General features: G+C 45.9%; 16 protein-coding genes. 2 read left to right on the top strand and 14 right to left on the bottom strand.

The window, feature by feature from the left end; genetic code table 11:
- Positions 1-60 precede the first annotated feature (60 nt).
- The 8 genes from mltG to AF333_RS06285 form a co-directional block, all read right to left on the bottom strand.
- Positions 61-1,101 (bottom strand): endolytic transglycosylase MltG, encoded by a 1,041-nt coding sequence (gene mltG / locus AF333_RS06315; RefSeq protein WP_235356686.1) that lies wholly within the window; start codon positions 1,099-1,101, stop codon positions 61-63.
- Positions 1,102-1,297: 196 nt separating this feature from the next.
- Entirely contained in the window at positions 1,298-1,600 is a 303-nt protein-coding gene (locus AF333_RS06310) for a DUF1292 domain-containing protein (protein WP_043067388.1), read from the bottom strand.
- Between the two features lie 3 nt (positions 1,601-1,603).
- The gene (locus AF333_RS06305; protein WP_021618840.1) at positions 1,604-1,891 is read right to left on the bottom strand and encodes a DUF1292 domain-containing protein; all 288 of its coding nucleotides are present in this window, start codon (positions 1,889-1,891) and stop codon (positions 1,604-1,606) included.
- Positions 1,892-1,903: 12 nt separating this feature from the next.
- Positions 1,904-2,314, bottom strand: a complete 411-nt coding sequence (ruvX, locus tag AF333_RS06300) for a Holliday junction resolvase RuvX (protein ID WP_043067387.1) — start codon at positions 2,312-2,314, stop codon at positions 1,904-1,906.
- Positions 2,315-2,402: 88 nt separating this feature from the next.
- Entirely contained in the window at positions 2,403-2,663 is a 261-nt protein-coding gene (locus AF333_RS06295) for an IreB family regulatory phosphoprotein (RefSeq protein ID WP_040300962.1), read from the bottom strand.
- 79 nt (positions 2,664-2,742) lie between these two features.
- Positions 2,743-5,379, bottom strand: coding sequence for an alanine--tRNA ligase (gene alaS, locus AF333_RS06290; RefSeq protein ID WP_043067386.1), 2,637 nt, complete (start codon positions 5,377-5,379; stop codon positions 2,743-2,745).
- A 1-nt stretch (position 5,380) separates the two neighbouring features.
- A complete protein-coding gene (locus tag AF333_RS34775) occupies positions 5,381-5,644 on the bottom strand; it encodes a hypothetical protein (protein ID WP_152961990.1) in 264 nt (87 codons plus the stop codon).
- A gap of 315 nt (positions 5,645-5,959) precedes the next feature.
- Positions 5,960-7,045, bottom strand: a complete 1,086-nt coding sequence (locus AF333_RS06285) for an AI-2E family transporter (RefSeq protein ID WP_043067385.1) — start codon at positions 7,043-7,045, stop codon at positions 5,960-5,962.
- Positions 7,046-7,231: 186 nt separating this feature from the next.
- Between AF333_RS06285 and AF333_RS06280 the strand changes: the two genes are divergently transcribed.
- On the top strand, positions 7,232-7,597 hold the full coding sequence (locus AF333_RS06280; RefSeq protein WP_043067384.1) for an STAS domain-containing protein: 366 nt from the start codon (positions 7,232-7,234) through the stop codon (positions 7,595-7,597).
- Between the two features lie 11 nt (positions 7,598-7,608).
- Positions 7,609-9,582, top strand: coding sequence for a methyl-accepting chemotaxis protein (locus tag AF333_RS06275; RefSeq protein ID WP_080787863.1), 1,974 nt, complete (start codon positions 7,609-7,611; stop codon positions 9,580-9,582).
- Positions 9,583-9,649: 67 nt separating this feature from the next.
- Here the strand turns inward: AF333_RS06275 and AF333_RS06270 are convergent, their stop codons facing one another.
- The 6 genes from AF333_RS06270 to cymR form a co-directional block, all read right to left on the bottom strand.
- Positions 9,650-9,862 carry a hypothetical protein gene (locus AF333_RS06270; RefSeq protein ID WP_043067382.1) on the bottom strand — a complete coding sequence of 71 codons (213 nt, stop codon included), beginning with the start codon at positions 9,860-9,862 and terminating at the stop codon, positions 9,650-9,652.
- 13 nt (positions 9,863-9,875) lie between these two features.
- Positions 9,876-10,082 (bottom strand): hypothetical protein, encoded by a 207-nt coding sequence (locus tag AF333_RS06265; RefSeq protein ID WP_043067381.1) that lies wholly within the window; start codon positions 10,080-10,082, stop codon positions 9,876-9,878.
- A gap of 33 nt (positions 10,083-10,115) precedes the next feature.
- Positions 10,116-10,598, bottom strand: coding sequence for a PRC-barrel domain-containing protein (locus AF333_RS06260; protein WP_043067380.1), 483 nt, complete (start codon positions 10,596-10,598; stop codon positions 10,116-10,118).
- A gap of 78 nt (positions 10,599-10,676) precedes the next feature.
- Complete coding sequence (locus AF333_RS06255) at positions 10,677-11,345, bottom strand: tetratricopeptide repeat protein (RefSeq protein ID WP_043067379.1); 669 nt, start codon at positions 11,343-11,345, stop codon at positions 10,677-10,679.
- A 185-nt stretch (positions 11,346-11,530) separates the two neighbouring features.
- Entirely contained in the window at positions 11,531-12,676 is a 1,146-nt protein-coding gene (locus tag AF333_RS06250) for a cysteine desulfurase family protein (RefSeq protein ID WP_043067378.1), read from the bottom strand.
- Between the two features lie 31 nt (positions 12,677-12,707).
- Complete coding sequence (gene cymR / locus AF333_RS06245) at positions 12,708-13,127, bottom strand: cysteine metabolism transcriptional regulator CymR (RefSeq protein ID WP_043067377.1); 420 nt, start codon at positions 13,125-13,127, stop codon at positions 12,708-12,710.
- Positions 13,128-13,142: the final 15 nt, after the last annotated feature.

Here is a 13,142-nt window from a genome sequence, read left to right as displayed (position 1 = left end):
AGTACTGCCCATTAAGAATGGGATAAACTTCTCTATGATAGCATATCCACCTTGCAAAATCTATTTTTCATTCGTTTTGCTCTTATCAATGTTCTTCAAGTGCTCCTGATATGTCGCCGCGAAATAATGCTGACCGGTTCCATCCTTTTTCGTTACATAGAAGAGGAACTTATGCTTGTCCGCTTTGGTAACTGCCTGCAGCGCTGCTTCGCCCGGGCTTGCAATCGGTCCCGGCGGGAGTCCTTTTACTTTGTATGTGTTATAGGGGCTATCCTGCTTCAAATCGCTGTGCATAACCCGTTCTTTCTGTTTACCGAACAAATACTGCACCGTAGCGTCAGCCTGGAGCGGCATTTGCTGAGCAAGCCGATTGAAATATACGCCAGCCACTTTCGAGCGCTCATCGTCAGAGCGTACCTCACGCTCAACAATTGATGCCAGTGTCACCGCCTGATGCCTTGTCAAGTTGTGCTGTTTCAACTGACCGTCCCACTCGGTTTTCCATACATCTTCAAAGCGCTCCAGCATCCGCTCGATGATCTGATGCTCGGTCGTTCCTTTTTTAAATTCATACGTATCGGGAAAAAGATAACCTTCCAATCTATACTTAATGCGTTTGTCCGCCGGAATGCTTTTTACAATCTCTTGCGGAAATACGCCGCTATTAACTTCTTTAAGGAACGTATCCTTTTTTCCCAATCCTTTTTGCTCCAGCCGGGCGGCAATTTGCTCTACTGTATATCCTTCTGGAATTGTTACTGTAATGGTGTCTTTGTAAACGTCACCATCCGACATCTTCTTAAGAAGTTCATCAATCGATTGGCCCGTGGTCAATTGGTATTTGCCTGCTTTAATATCGGTTCCTTTTCCGTTTATCTTAGCGTAGAGGGAAAAGAGTCGGGCATCCTTAATCAGCTTGTTATCTTCCAGAATATTTCCGATTTTGTTTAAGGATGAACTGGGTGGAATTTCCACGATTTTTTTCTGGCCTTTCTCAGCTGCTACCGGCTGCAATCCATTCCAAATATAATACGCGCCGCCGCCTACCCCAAGGGCAAACAGAAGCAAAATGCCAAACGCAATCTTCATTATCTTTCTCATTGATACCCTACTCTCCTTTTTCTCTGCCTGTTTCCACCGATTTATTATACAACATTCGACAAAACACGTGGGGATCAGTTGTCTGACTTCCATTTCTTTTCTATATACATCAGTACATCTTTTTATCGATTCATTGCATGACAAAGAAGCCACCGAAAATGTCTCGATGGCTTCTATTTACATACAATGCAGACTTTTAAGTATGATGCGTATCCAGCCATGTCACAAACGCATCCGCAGCCTGATCCCATTCCTCTTCCGCTTCAATCGGAACAAGTAAAGGGGCACCTTCCGTTAAAGAATACCTGAACAGATACGGATGCGGATCAGCAGTATCAGCAGAAGTAAGTACTGCGTATGTCTGTCCGGCCACGTCTATTTCGGTCATAACCTCATAGCGCTCTGCTCGCGCAAGCCGGGCGTCGTACCATTCCACCTGATTTCCCCAGGAATCTCGCAGATGGCGTACTTCCGACGCCGAACCTGTCCAAAACTCCAAAAATTAGCTCTCCTCTTTGTCCAGTTCGTTCATCAATGTTTCGAATGTAGCTTCTACCTGCTCCCATTCTTGCTCGTCTTCGATTGGCTGCAGCATATCTGTACCTTCATAGCGGAGGAATTCCACTTCGTATTCCTCCTGATCTTCCTGTTCCGCAGGCACCAGGCAGAGATATGTGCGATCTTCAATTTCGAAGATGTACATCACCAGATATTCGTATTCCTGTCCTGATTCTTCATCCGTAATCGTAATATATTCGCCAACTTCAATCCCCATTTTTTCCAAGTCCATACGAGTAACCTCCTATTTTTGGGCATCCAAGTAATTTTGTAGTATAATTACCGCTGCCATTTTATCAATGACTTGCTTTCTTTTCTTGCGACTGACGTCAGCGGAAACGAGCATCTTCTCCGCCGCCATCGTCGTTAGGCGTTCATCCCATAGTTTGACGGGAAGACGCGAACGATTATGCAGATAGTCTGCAAACGCCTGGCACAGTTCGCCCCGAGGTCCGATCGTACCGTTCATGTTTTTAGGGAGCCCGACAATAATTTCCCCTACATCGTACTGTTTTATGAGCTCTTCGATGCGAATATAGTCTTTTTTCTTTCCTTCTCTACGGATGGTTTCAATTCCTTGCGCTGTCCAGCCCAGTTCGTCGCTAATTGCGACGCCAATGGTCTTATCCCCAACATCGAGTCCCATTTTACGCATACATTCTCTCCTAATCATGTCCGAATGGCACGCCCTTCTTCTCACATGGAGAAGAGAGCTGCCCATTCGTTAGGAATTCTTGGTGGTGCTATCGATTTGAGCGAAGATATGAACGAACAAGCTCCTCGATTAATTCGTCACGCTCTAATTTTCGGATAAGCGTACGCGCATTGTTATGGCGCGGGATATAGGCTGGATCTCCGGAGATTAAATAACCGACGATTTGGTTAATCGGATTATATCCTTTCTCTTCGAGCGCATCATACACCTGCAGCAGGACCTCCCGAGCTTCCACTTCCACTTCGTCCTGCTTAAAATTAAACTTCATGGTATGATCCATGGAACTCACTGCCTAGCACCTCTTTCAAAGGATCTTCTTCCTTTTCATATTCGCCCCAAACTGTTGAATTCCCTTTTTTACATTTCCACTAAATTTGCTCGTTTACCCAGCTCTTCACGAATTCAAGTGCTTCCGCCAGTTGTGCTGGATTTTTTCCGCCCGCCTGAGCCATGTCCGGACGGCCACCGCCACCACCACCACAACGTACGGCTACTTCTTTTACTGCTTTACCCGCATGAAGTCCCTGTTGAACAAGATCGGCGGTTACTCCGGCAACAATGTTAACTTTGTCGTCCTTCACAGAACCAAGCACAACAATGCCAGAACCGAGCTTCGTTTTCAAATCATCTACCATATTGCGTAGATTATCCATATCGACACCATTCACTTTGGCTGTTAGTACCTTCACGCCTTTTACTTCTTCTACTTGTTCGGTCAGCGAGGAAGCTTCCAGATTACTCAGTTTGGCACGCAGCGATTCATTCTCACGTTCCAGCCCCTTCATCTCGCCTTTCAACGTCTCAATGCGTTGCGGTACGTTAGTGATGGTTGTTTTCAGTTCATCTGCTACTGATTTTAACGTGTGAAGCTGTTCGTTTAAGTACTCATACGCCATACGTCCGGTTGCTGCTTCAATGCGGCGCGTACCAGCTCCGATGCCTGCTTCGCTCAGAATTTTGAACAAGCCGATTTCTGCCGTATTGTTTACATGGCATCCACCGCACAATTCGAGACTGTAGTCACCCACTTGCACGACTCGCACTTCATCGCCGTATTTCTCTCCGAAAAGCGCCATCGCACCCATAGCTTTTGCTTCTGATAATGATTTGTGCGTAATATCAACTTCAATATTGCGCCAAACTTGTTCATTTACTTTCCTTTCAATTTCTTCCAGCTCATTCGCAGTTACTGCGCCAAAGTGGGAGAAGTCAAAACGGAGGCGATCCGGCGCAACAAGTGAACCTGCCTGGTTGACATGGGTACCCAACACATCTTTCAATGCCTGATGCAGCAAATGCGTAGCTGTATGATTCTTAATAACGTCGGCACGAGATGCGCGGTCCACGACTGCTTCGACCATGTCCCCCACCTTTAATGTGCCGCTCTCGATTAGAATTGTATGCACATTCTGGCCATTCGGCCCTTTCTGGGTATCCTGCACCTTCGCTTGCATTTGTCCAGCGCTAATCACCCCTTTATCAGCTACTTGACCGCCTGACTCGGCATAGAACGGCGTACGATCCAGAATAACCTGGCATTCTGTGCCCGCTCCTGCCATATCAACGGACTCTTTTTCATGCACAATAGCGACAACACGAGCACTAGTCGCAAGTTCTTTATACCCAACGAATTCACTCTTGACCTTAATATCACCAAGTGCACCACCCTGTACCTGCATGCTGTCCTCATCATGACGGGCTGCACGGGCGCGGGCGCGCTGTTCTTCCATCGCCGTGTCGAAACCTTCCCTGTCTACTGTCATCCCTTGCTCCGCAGCGAAGTCTTCGGTCAAGTCGAACGGAAATCCATACGTATCGTACAGCTTGAATGCTTCCGGTCCACTAATTTGGGTTTGCCCGGCTTGCTTGGCTGCTTGTACCATTTGTTCGAGAATATGCAGACCTTCGTTCAGTGTTTCGTGGAATCTTTCTTCTTCGTTTTTAATGACACGCTCGATAAAGTCTCGCTTCTCTAACACCTCTGGATAGTATGCCTTCATGATTTCACCGACAATCGGGGTCAGTGTATAGAGAAAAGATTTATCAACACCGAGCACTTTCCCGTAGCGAACTGCGCGACGCAACAGGCGTCGAATTACGTATCCACGGCCTTCATTAGACGGAAGCGCACCATCACCAATAGCGAACACAACCGTACGGGAATGGTCCGCGATCACTTTAAGTGCCACGTCTTTCTCCTGTGATTCACCATATTTTATGCCTGCGATATCACAGGTCGACTCAATAATAGGGAATAACAAGTCTGTCTCGAAGTTATTTTCGACATCCTGGATAACAGAAGCCATGCGTTCTAATCCCATACCGGTATCGATGTTTTTCTTCGGAAGCGGCGTGTACGAACCGTCCGGATTATGGTTATATTGCGAGAACACCAGGTTCCAGATTTCGAGGTAACGTTCGTTCTCTCCTCCTGGATACAATTCCAGGTCGCTCGGATCATTGCCATACTTCTCTCCACGATCATAGAAAATCTCGCTGTTCGGTCCGCATGGGCCCTCTCCGATATCCCAAAAATTACCTTCCAAACGTACAATACGTTCGTCTGGAACGCCGACTTTTTTATTCCAGATCTCATATGCCTCATCATCTTCCGGATGGATAGTAATGGATAGCTTCTCCGGATCGAATCCAATCCATTCCGGGCTCGTCAGAAATTCCCACGCCCATACGATTGCCTCTTCCTTAAAATAATCACCGATAGAAAAATTTCCAAGCATCTCGAAGAATGTATGATGGCGAGCCGTCTTCCCGACGTTCTCGATATCGTTCGTACGAATCGACTTCTGTGAGTTGGTGATACGCGGATTTTCCGGAATAACACGTCCGTCAAAATATTTCTTCAGCGTGGCAACTCCGCTATTAATCCAGAGTAGTGAAGCGTCGTCAATTGGAATTAACGGTGCACTTGGTTCGACTCTGTGGCCTTTGCTGACAAAGAAGTCCAAGAATTTCTGGCGAATTTCAGCGGCTGACATATGTTTCATTTCAGCTTACCCCTCCATGCTTTACGATATAATAAATGAAACCTGTTGATTGTTCCGAGAGGAAAAAACCTCCACAACGGGACACAAACAAGGCCTTTCGTCTCCCTTCCTGATCGATTGTCTCCGGCCAGACAAAAAGCAGCCCTCTACGTTTCCGTGCGGGAGACGAACCGACGCCCGTTTGGGGCACGGTGTGGTGGCTATCCACTCTGGATGATACTGGATAATCAACACCCTTGGTTACATATACTTTCTTATCTATCAAAAAAACTCCCGATCCCGGAATCTATTCATTCAGGGACGAGAGCTTATCTTCTCACGCGGTACCACCCTGCTTATCCGTAGAAAAATATACGGATCGCCTTGTTTTACGGATAACGGGCTAATAGGTGCCCGGCAGGGTTCTGACTATCCTGCTCTCAGGAGTAGCGTTCAGCAACTCTTCTCGTAAAGATTCTCTCAACCAAGGAATCTTCTCTCTGTACAAGGACTTCCGCCTACTTATTCCTTCAACGAATTACTCATAATGAAATTGTTTGCAGTACTATTTATTATACAGATTTACCATCTTTGCTGTCAATTAACCCTCATCCTGCCATTCCGTTTTTCGTACCGTATGAATAATGATGTGCTGCACCACCACTTTTAGACTCGCCATAATCGGCACGGCAAGAATTAATCCTGTAACTCCAGCAATCTCTCCGCCGATCATAACGGACACAATAATGAGCAACGGATGCATATGCAAGGACTTACCAACAATGAACGGTGATACGATATTGCTCTCAAGCACCTGAATGATTGCATTGATAATCAAGGCATATAGTGCCATCTTCCATGAAACGGTCAGCGCAAACAAAATAGCGGGCGCAGCACCGAATACCGGACCGATATATGGAATAACATTCGTTATCGCAATAAATACAGCAAACACGATTGCATACGGCAGCCCGATGAAAAAATAGCCAACATAGGCCAGAACAAAAACAACTACACATACGATAAGCTGACCGCGCACATAATGGCCGAGCGCCACGTCGATATCATGCAGCATGCGTCGAACTGTAGGCCGATGCTTACCAGGCACTAGCAGGAGCGCTCCTTTTTGCATCGGCTTCATATCTTTAAGCATATAAAACACGATAAACGGAATAAGCAACACCAACAGAATTCTCTCCATCCAATCATCCATTCCGGTGAACAGAGCATTTACATAGTTAGTCATCATGATTTCCATTCGCTGAATTCCCGTGGTCAGCCCCCCATGCAACGAGAATGGAGTCTGCGCCTGCTGAATTCGAATCTGTCCAATCCAATTGCGATATGTACTAACCAGATCAGGAAATTTGGCTGAGAGCTCTTTGTATTCTCGCAATAACACCGGACCGGCATTTATGATAAGAAACAGCAGGAATAGAAAGAAAAGCGTATAGATAAGAAATACTGCTAAACCGCGTGGAAAATGGCGCTTCGTCAAAAAGGTTACAACCGGATTTAGAAGATACGCGATAATTAATGCAAAAAAGAACGGTGTTAGCACTTTCTTCACAATCTCGATAATCCCGAGGAAAAACACGCTTACTTTTCCAAGAAGAAAAATGAGCAGTAAGGAAAGCAGCATGATAATCATGAAATACAACCAGTTTGTTTTTGTTATTCTTTCCATCCCATTCACTTCCGCTCATACATAGCATTTGTATTTGTAGTATGTGCGAAAAAAGAAAAAAGAATATCAAGTATCGATTCGTTCCTACTTTAACCAAAACTTCATAATGAATTAATATTCAACCAAAGTTCAGTCTGTATGATAAAAATATACTAGTTCTCAAGTTCCTAAAAAAGGGGAATGAAGATGTTATCTACAATGAATCAGGGTTATCGAATCATTTCACTGGAGGGTGAAATTAACTATGCAAATTCACGTCACATCTCCAAAGAGTTATTGTCTTTCATTACAGAAGAACAAAATCATTACATTCTGGATGTATCACGCTTAGAAAATATAGACAGCACAGGATTAGGTGTTCTCTTCTCATTCAGTAAAAAGTGCCATATACAGAGCAAAGAAAGCAAACTGGTCGCCGGCAATACATCCTGGTACAAGCTTCTGCACTTCTCAAAGTTGGATCGTGTGCTCTCCATCTATCCAGATGTATCTACCGCTATTCTAACGTGCAAAACGAAGCCTGACACGGGATTTTCCATTCTTGAATACTAGGTCGGTACCCCATGAGACGAAAAATGACGCTCCAAAATAGAGTAATGATGGTACTCACCTTAGTAATTATCGGAGCTTTTGCGACGTTATATTTTTTCGTAGATCGCAGCGTTACCCAATCCTTGCGGGCCGCTACCCTGCGTGGCATGGAGCAGGCCTCTACGGAAGCTGCGATTCTTGTCGACAAAGATTTATCGGACAAGCAACGTTCACTGTTCCAACTAGCACAATTTCCCGTTGTTAAAGCGATCGATTCACGCCCTGATCGTGCATTTGAAGCCGGGCGTTTCCTTACTTCTATTACACACAACCAGCCCGAATACGAAGCGTTATATGTCGCTCTTCCTGAAGGTCAGATTATTGCCGGATCGAACGGTTATATGATCGGCAAGACGTTTTCGGAACAATCTATACTACATACGGCACGAGATGCAGGAAAGGGAACGATTAGCGATATACGTTATGACGAAGACGGACAACCGTTATTTTACTTAACCGAACCTATTAATAACGGAAGAAGTTTTTTGATTGCAGCGATAAAACTGGAGGCTATAGGCGTATATATCAATCAGGTAAAAATGGGACAGACCGGTTATGCTTATCTCATTAATAAAACCGGACTTGTACTGGCTCACCCTGCCAAAGAATACATCGCAAAATTGAACATAAGCGAACAAAGCTTTGGTCCATCCATGCTTCAGACCCAAAAGGGACAAATGGAATATACGTTTGAAGGAAAACAAAAGCTAACATCGTTTCACCCGGTTGAACAAACAGGTTGGATTGTTGCTATCACACTTGAAAGTAAAGAAGCATACGCAGCCATCTGGCAGACCCGCTATGTCATTCTAACTGTTTCACTTCTGTCTTTTCTTATCCTCATGTTCATTCTCTCTGTGCTTATGAAACGAATGCTCGTACGCCCCATACATCGTGTACAAAAGAGTTTTCAGAATGCCGCTCAAGGGGACTTAACGGCACAGGTCCATGTAGAAAGGGAAGATGAGCTGGGACAGTTAGCTCACGGTTTCAATCGGATGACTGACGATCTGCGCAATCTGGTAGCCACAATGCAGCATTCGGCGGAAGAAGTATCTTCTACCTCTGAACAGCTAGCAGCCGCTGCGGAAGAAACGGGTGCCTCCGCTTCGCAGGTAGCACATACAGTACGACAAATTGCCGAAAATATCGAAGAACAGGCAGAAGCCGTCGCGCACGTGCATCAAGAGATGAATGAAGCGCATCACAAGGTGAACGAGACTACCATGGCCGCTTCACAGGCACTAACTGTGGCTAAAGAGACCAGACAAGCGGCGAGAGAAGGGGCTGATGCAGTCAACGAAGCGATCGAGCATCTGGATATTGTGGCGCAAACCGTCGTTTTCGCTACTGAAACCATTCAGAAGCTTGGCAAGCGTTCAGAGGAAATCGGCAACATCGTCCACCTTATCTCGACCATATCCGATCAGACAAACTTACTGGCATTAAATGCGGCAATTGAGGCAGCCAGGGCGGGACAACATGGTAGAGGCTTTGCTGTAGTCGCGGAAGAAGTACGCAAATTAGCGGAAGAAGCTTCGCGAGCTTCGCATGAAATCGTGGACCTTGTAGCACATGTCCAGAGCGAAACAGCTATAACAGTACGCTCTATGGAAATGAACGCTGAACAAGTACAACGACAAATTGCAATGATTCATCAAGGTGGTTATGCGCTTGAGAATATTGTAGGAAAAACAGAACGTACAAAGGAAGAAATGGAGAAAATCGGACGCATGCAAGAAGAGATCCAGCGTCTGGTAGAAAACCTGCATGAGCGCGTCCGGTTCATCGCCGCCGTCAGCCAAGAAACATCAGGCGGACTACGTGAGGTATTTGCTTCCGTTCGTGAGCAGAGTCAAGCGGCGGAAGAAATGTCTAGCAGCACCGATACATTGTCACAATTAGCCTCTAAAACTTATCAGGAAACACTCAAGTTTAAAACCTAGTATTCGTTAAAAAAAGAGCAGCCCAACGTTTCTTCGGGGGCTGCTCTTTTCTTGCTTTTTCCTATATCTACCGCGCCATTCTGCGCAACATTCGACTGCCGAAACCAGCCATATACCGTGAAGGAATATTCATCATTCCCGTCATACGTATATTACGTAGCATACGTTTTCCTATTCCTATGCGGCTGTTCCATTTTCTGCGGCCCGTTCCCTGACGCATCATCCGTACAATCCCAAATGCGGCCATAATAGCCGCCCCCATCCAAAGCGAACGCTTCACCGAACCCATCTCCTTACATATTGGTCTCAAAAGGCGGTGGGCAATCGTCAAAAAACAAATCGTTCAGCGAATGTAGCGTTCCGTCTTCCTCTACTTGAAAGACCGAAGACACCTTATCCCCTGAAGCTGTAAATTCAATGCAGCAGTTCCAGCAATAGTACTGATTGGTACCGATTTTTCCAACATCCTTCGACTGGCAGTTCAGGCAACAATGTACCACGATTTCTTCCTCCCTGTAAACGGAAGGGCCATTCTACTCCGACCCGGAGACAATGACCGTATCTTCACCCATTTTTAAACGTTCTGTGCTCGGAACAACGGTTCGACCGTCGATAATATCCGACAGAATCCCATTGGACAATTCATACCCTACTATCTTGCCCGATCCTGTTCGAAAGTAAACATCTTCCACTACTCCCAGATGTTCACCTTCTGCTGTCACGAACGTTTTTCCCTGTACCGGGGAAGAACCGGTCTGGATACTTATCCAACCGGGAGGAAAGGACGAAAATGATACAATCGCCTGCTGGTCAGCAATCGATACACAATCCGTGCCAATCGCACAAACCGCTTTCACCGGGATATATGTGCCCTGCCTGAGAAATCCTTTCTCTCCCAATAGAATCCCGGCCCATTGCTTATGTTCATTAAACAGAAGATCATGGACATAGCCCACCTCTTTGCCCCGCTCCAGTTCAATGACGGGAAGTCCAATGACGTCGCGTACCCGTTGCATGACGCTCATCTCCTTCCATATCCTTTAGTATGGGGCAAATCAAGGGGGATATGCTGTCTAAAGGATGCCAGAGAATCCTTATTCCGACTTACTCAGTTCTGTTAGCGCGTTCTGTGCCAGGATATGACCGGGATTGATGGAGACGGCTTTTTCAAATTGCTGTCTGGCTTCATCCATTTGTTCAAGGAACGCATAGGCAACACCCAAATTGTACAATGCATCATCATGCTCCGGATCAAGCTCAAGTGTTCGTAAGAATACATCCCGCGCTTCTTCAATTCTTCCCATACGGGCATATGCCATTCCTTTGTTAAAATAGGCTTCTACATCGTCTGGCTGTTCGGTCAGACAGGCATCAAAATGCTCAATCGCTTTCTCCAGCTTCTCCGACTGCATGTACGACATCGCAATCATAAACTCCAAATCATGATGCTTCATGCCATGTTCCTTGGCTTTCTCAAACGAAACACGAGCAGATTCGTAATTACCTATATTAAAATATGAATTGCCCATCCCGTAATACGCCAATTCTAGCCCAGGTTCCAGCTCAATTGCACGAGCGAACCATTGTATAGCGTCGTTCTCATGTCCAGTGGCCGCCAGAATGTTGCCAATATTGCAGTATGGCCTTGCATATGTATTGTCTTCCTTTATCGCTTTCTCGAATAAACCCAGCGCTTCTTCAAAATTTCCTTGAGCCAGCTCCTGTAGCCCTAAATCATTATAATCTTCCGCTGCCTTACGCAAACGTAAGCACCTCTTTCCTTATGTTTCAGACAATCTCTTCTACTATACCAAAAAACCCTCACCGCCACAGAAAGTTACCGTCCATTACTTTTTTATATGATAAAAAAGAGGCAGAATGCGGAAAAAGATCCAGAACAAGGCTTACACCCTCTCTTTACTGTTTTCCACTTCTTACCTCTTACTTGTTATCTTTTATCGTTGCTTCGCATTAAAATATGACCGATGCGTTCCGCAGCTTCTCTTGCTTGTTCCTCCGTGTTGCCATAGCCAAAGCTGAAGCGAATTGCCGATTCCAAACGCTGCTCCGGTAGGTTCATAGCACGCAACACATGCGAAATCTCTAGTGAACCCGACGTGCATGCTGATCCGCTTGCGGCGGCAATACCCGCCAGATCAAGATGCATAAGCATCGCATCCGTCTTCATTCCAGGGAAACTCACATTCAAAACATGGGGCATATACAATTCTGGGTGTCCATTAATAACATAATCTACACCTTGCTTATTCCATACATCAAGCATGGTACTACGTAGCATCTTATAATGGTCCCGACGTTCCTTACGAGTCTCCATCGCCAGTTCAGCCGCACGAGCAAATCCAGCGATTCCTGGCACATTCTCTGTGCCTGCACGACGTTTTTTCTCCTGATTGCCACCATACAGATGAGGTGCGATTTTAATCCCGCGTCGAACGTACAATGCACCGATGCCTTTCGGTCCATTGATTTTATGCGCAGAGACGGACAACAAATCAATATGCAGACGCTTCACATCCACTTCTTCGATGCCGAATGCTTGTACAGCATCAGTATGGAAATAAACGCCTTTCTCCTGTGCCAGCTTACCGATTTTGCCAACATGTTGTAATGTACCAACTTCGTTATTACCGAACATGATACTAATTAGTACTGTCTCCGGACGGATTGCCTGTTCCACATCTTCAACAGCGACGCGTCCTGTTTCATCCACCGGCAGATACGTAACCTCATAGCCGAGCGATTCCAGACGCTCGCACGTATGCAGTACAGCATGATGCTCGATTTGGCTTGTAATAAGATGCTTGCCTTTAGCCTGGTTGGCTTCCATTATTCCAACCAACGCCATATTGTCCGCTTCGGTGCCTCCGCTTGTGAAAATGATTTCTCCTGGCTCCGCATTCAGGGAGCGGGCAATAATAATACGTGCTTCATCTACTGCATGACGCGTTCGTTGGCCATAACGGTGCATACTTGAAGGGTTTCCGTGTACATCCTGATAGTACGGGAGCATCGCCTTAAGCACTTCTGGATGAACAGGTGTAGTCGCCGCATGGTCCAAATAAATTTCCTGCATATCTTCCTGCTCCTTACCGCTCATTAAATACTTAAATATAAAACATGTACGAATCGGATTTGCCTTGTTCCTTGTAGGTAATTAAATCCTGCAGCGTAGTGGAGTCAAGCACTCCACTAATGCTATCCCGAATGCGCATCCAAAGATCGCGTTTCGCCGGATCTTCTTCTTCCTCAAACTCTACTGGGCTAATCGGTCCCTCCAGGACACGGATGACATCCCCTGCCGTAATTTCTTGTGGCGGATGAGCTAGAATATATCCGCCATAGGCTCCGCGAATACTTTTAACCAGGCCGGCATTGCGCAGCGGAGCAACCAGCTGCTCTAAATAATGCTCGGATAAATCATGTTTTTGCGCGATTGCTTTCAGTGACATCTGCCCTTCACCGTACCGATTGGCTAACTCCATCATAATCGTCAGGCCATAGCGACCTTTGGTTGATATTTTCAAACAAATCCCTCGCTT

Source organism: Aneurinibacillus migulanus (assembly GCF_001274715.1).
Taxonomy (GTDB): domain Bacteria; phylum Bacillota; class Bacilli; order Aneurinibacillales; family Aneurinibacillaceae; genus Aneurinibacillus; species Aneurinibacillus migulanus.
Note: the sequence above shows the minus strand (reverse complement) of the source record. Positions and strands in the feature narration are given on the sequence as shown.

Coding starts and splice junctions, on each gene's coding strand:
- AF333_RS06285 (WP_043067385.1), bottom strand. CDS start 7,045: ATGGAAAGAATAACAAAAACAAACTGGTTGTATTTCATGATTATCATG.
- AF333_RS06305 (WP_021618840.1), bottom strand. CDS start 1,891: ATGGACTTGGAAAAAATGGGGATTGAAGTTGGCGAATATATTACGATT.
- AF333_RS06275 (WP_080787863.1), top strand. CDS start 7,609: ATGAGACGAAAAATGACGCTCCAAAATAGAGTAATGATGGTACTCACC.
- AF333_RS06280 (WP_043067384.1), top strand. CDS start 7,232: ATGTTATCTACAATGAATCAGGGTTATCGAATCATTTCACTGGAGGGT.
- AF333_RS06250 (WP_043067378.1), bottom strand. CDS start 12,676: ATGCAGGAAATTTATTTGGACCATGCGGCGACTACACCTGTTCATCCA.
- AF333_RS06260 (WP_043067380.1), bottom strand. CDS start 10,598: ATGCAACGGGTACGCGACGTCATTGGACTTCCCGTCATTGAACTGGAG.
- mltG (WP_235356686.1), bottom strand. CDS start 1,101: ATGAGAAAGATAATGAAGATTGCGTTTGGCATTTTGCTTCTGTTTGCC.
- ruvX (WP_043067387.1), bottom strand. CDS start 2,314: ATGCGTAAAATGGGACTCGATGTTGGGGATAAGACCATTGGCGTCGCA.
- alaS (WP_043067386.1), bottom strand. CDS start 5,379: ATGAAACATATGTCAGCCGCTGAAATTCGCCAGAAATTCTTGGACTTC.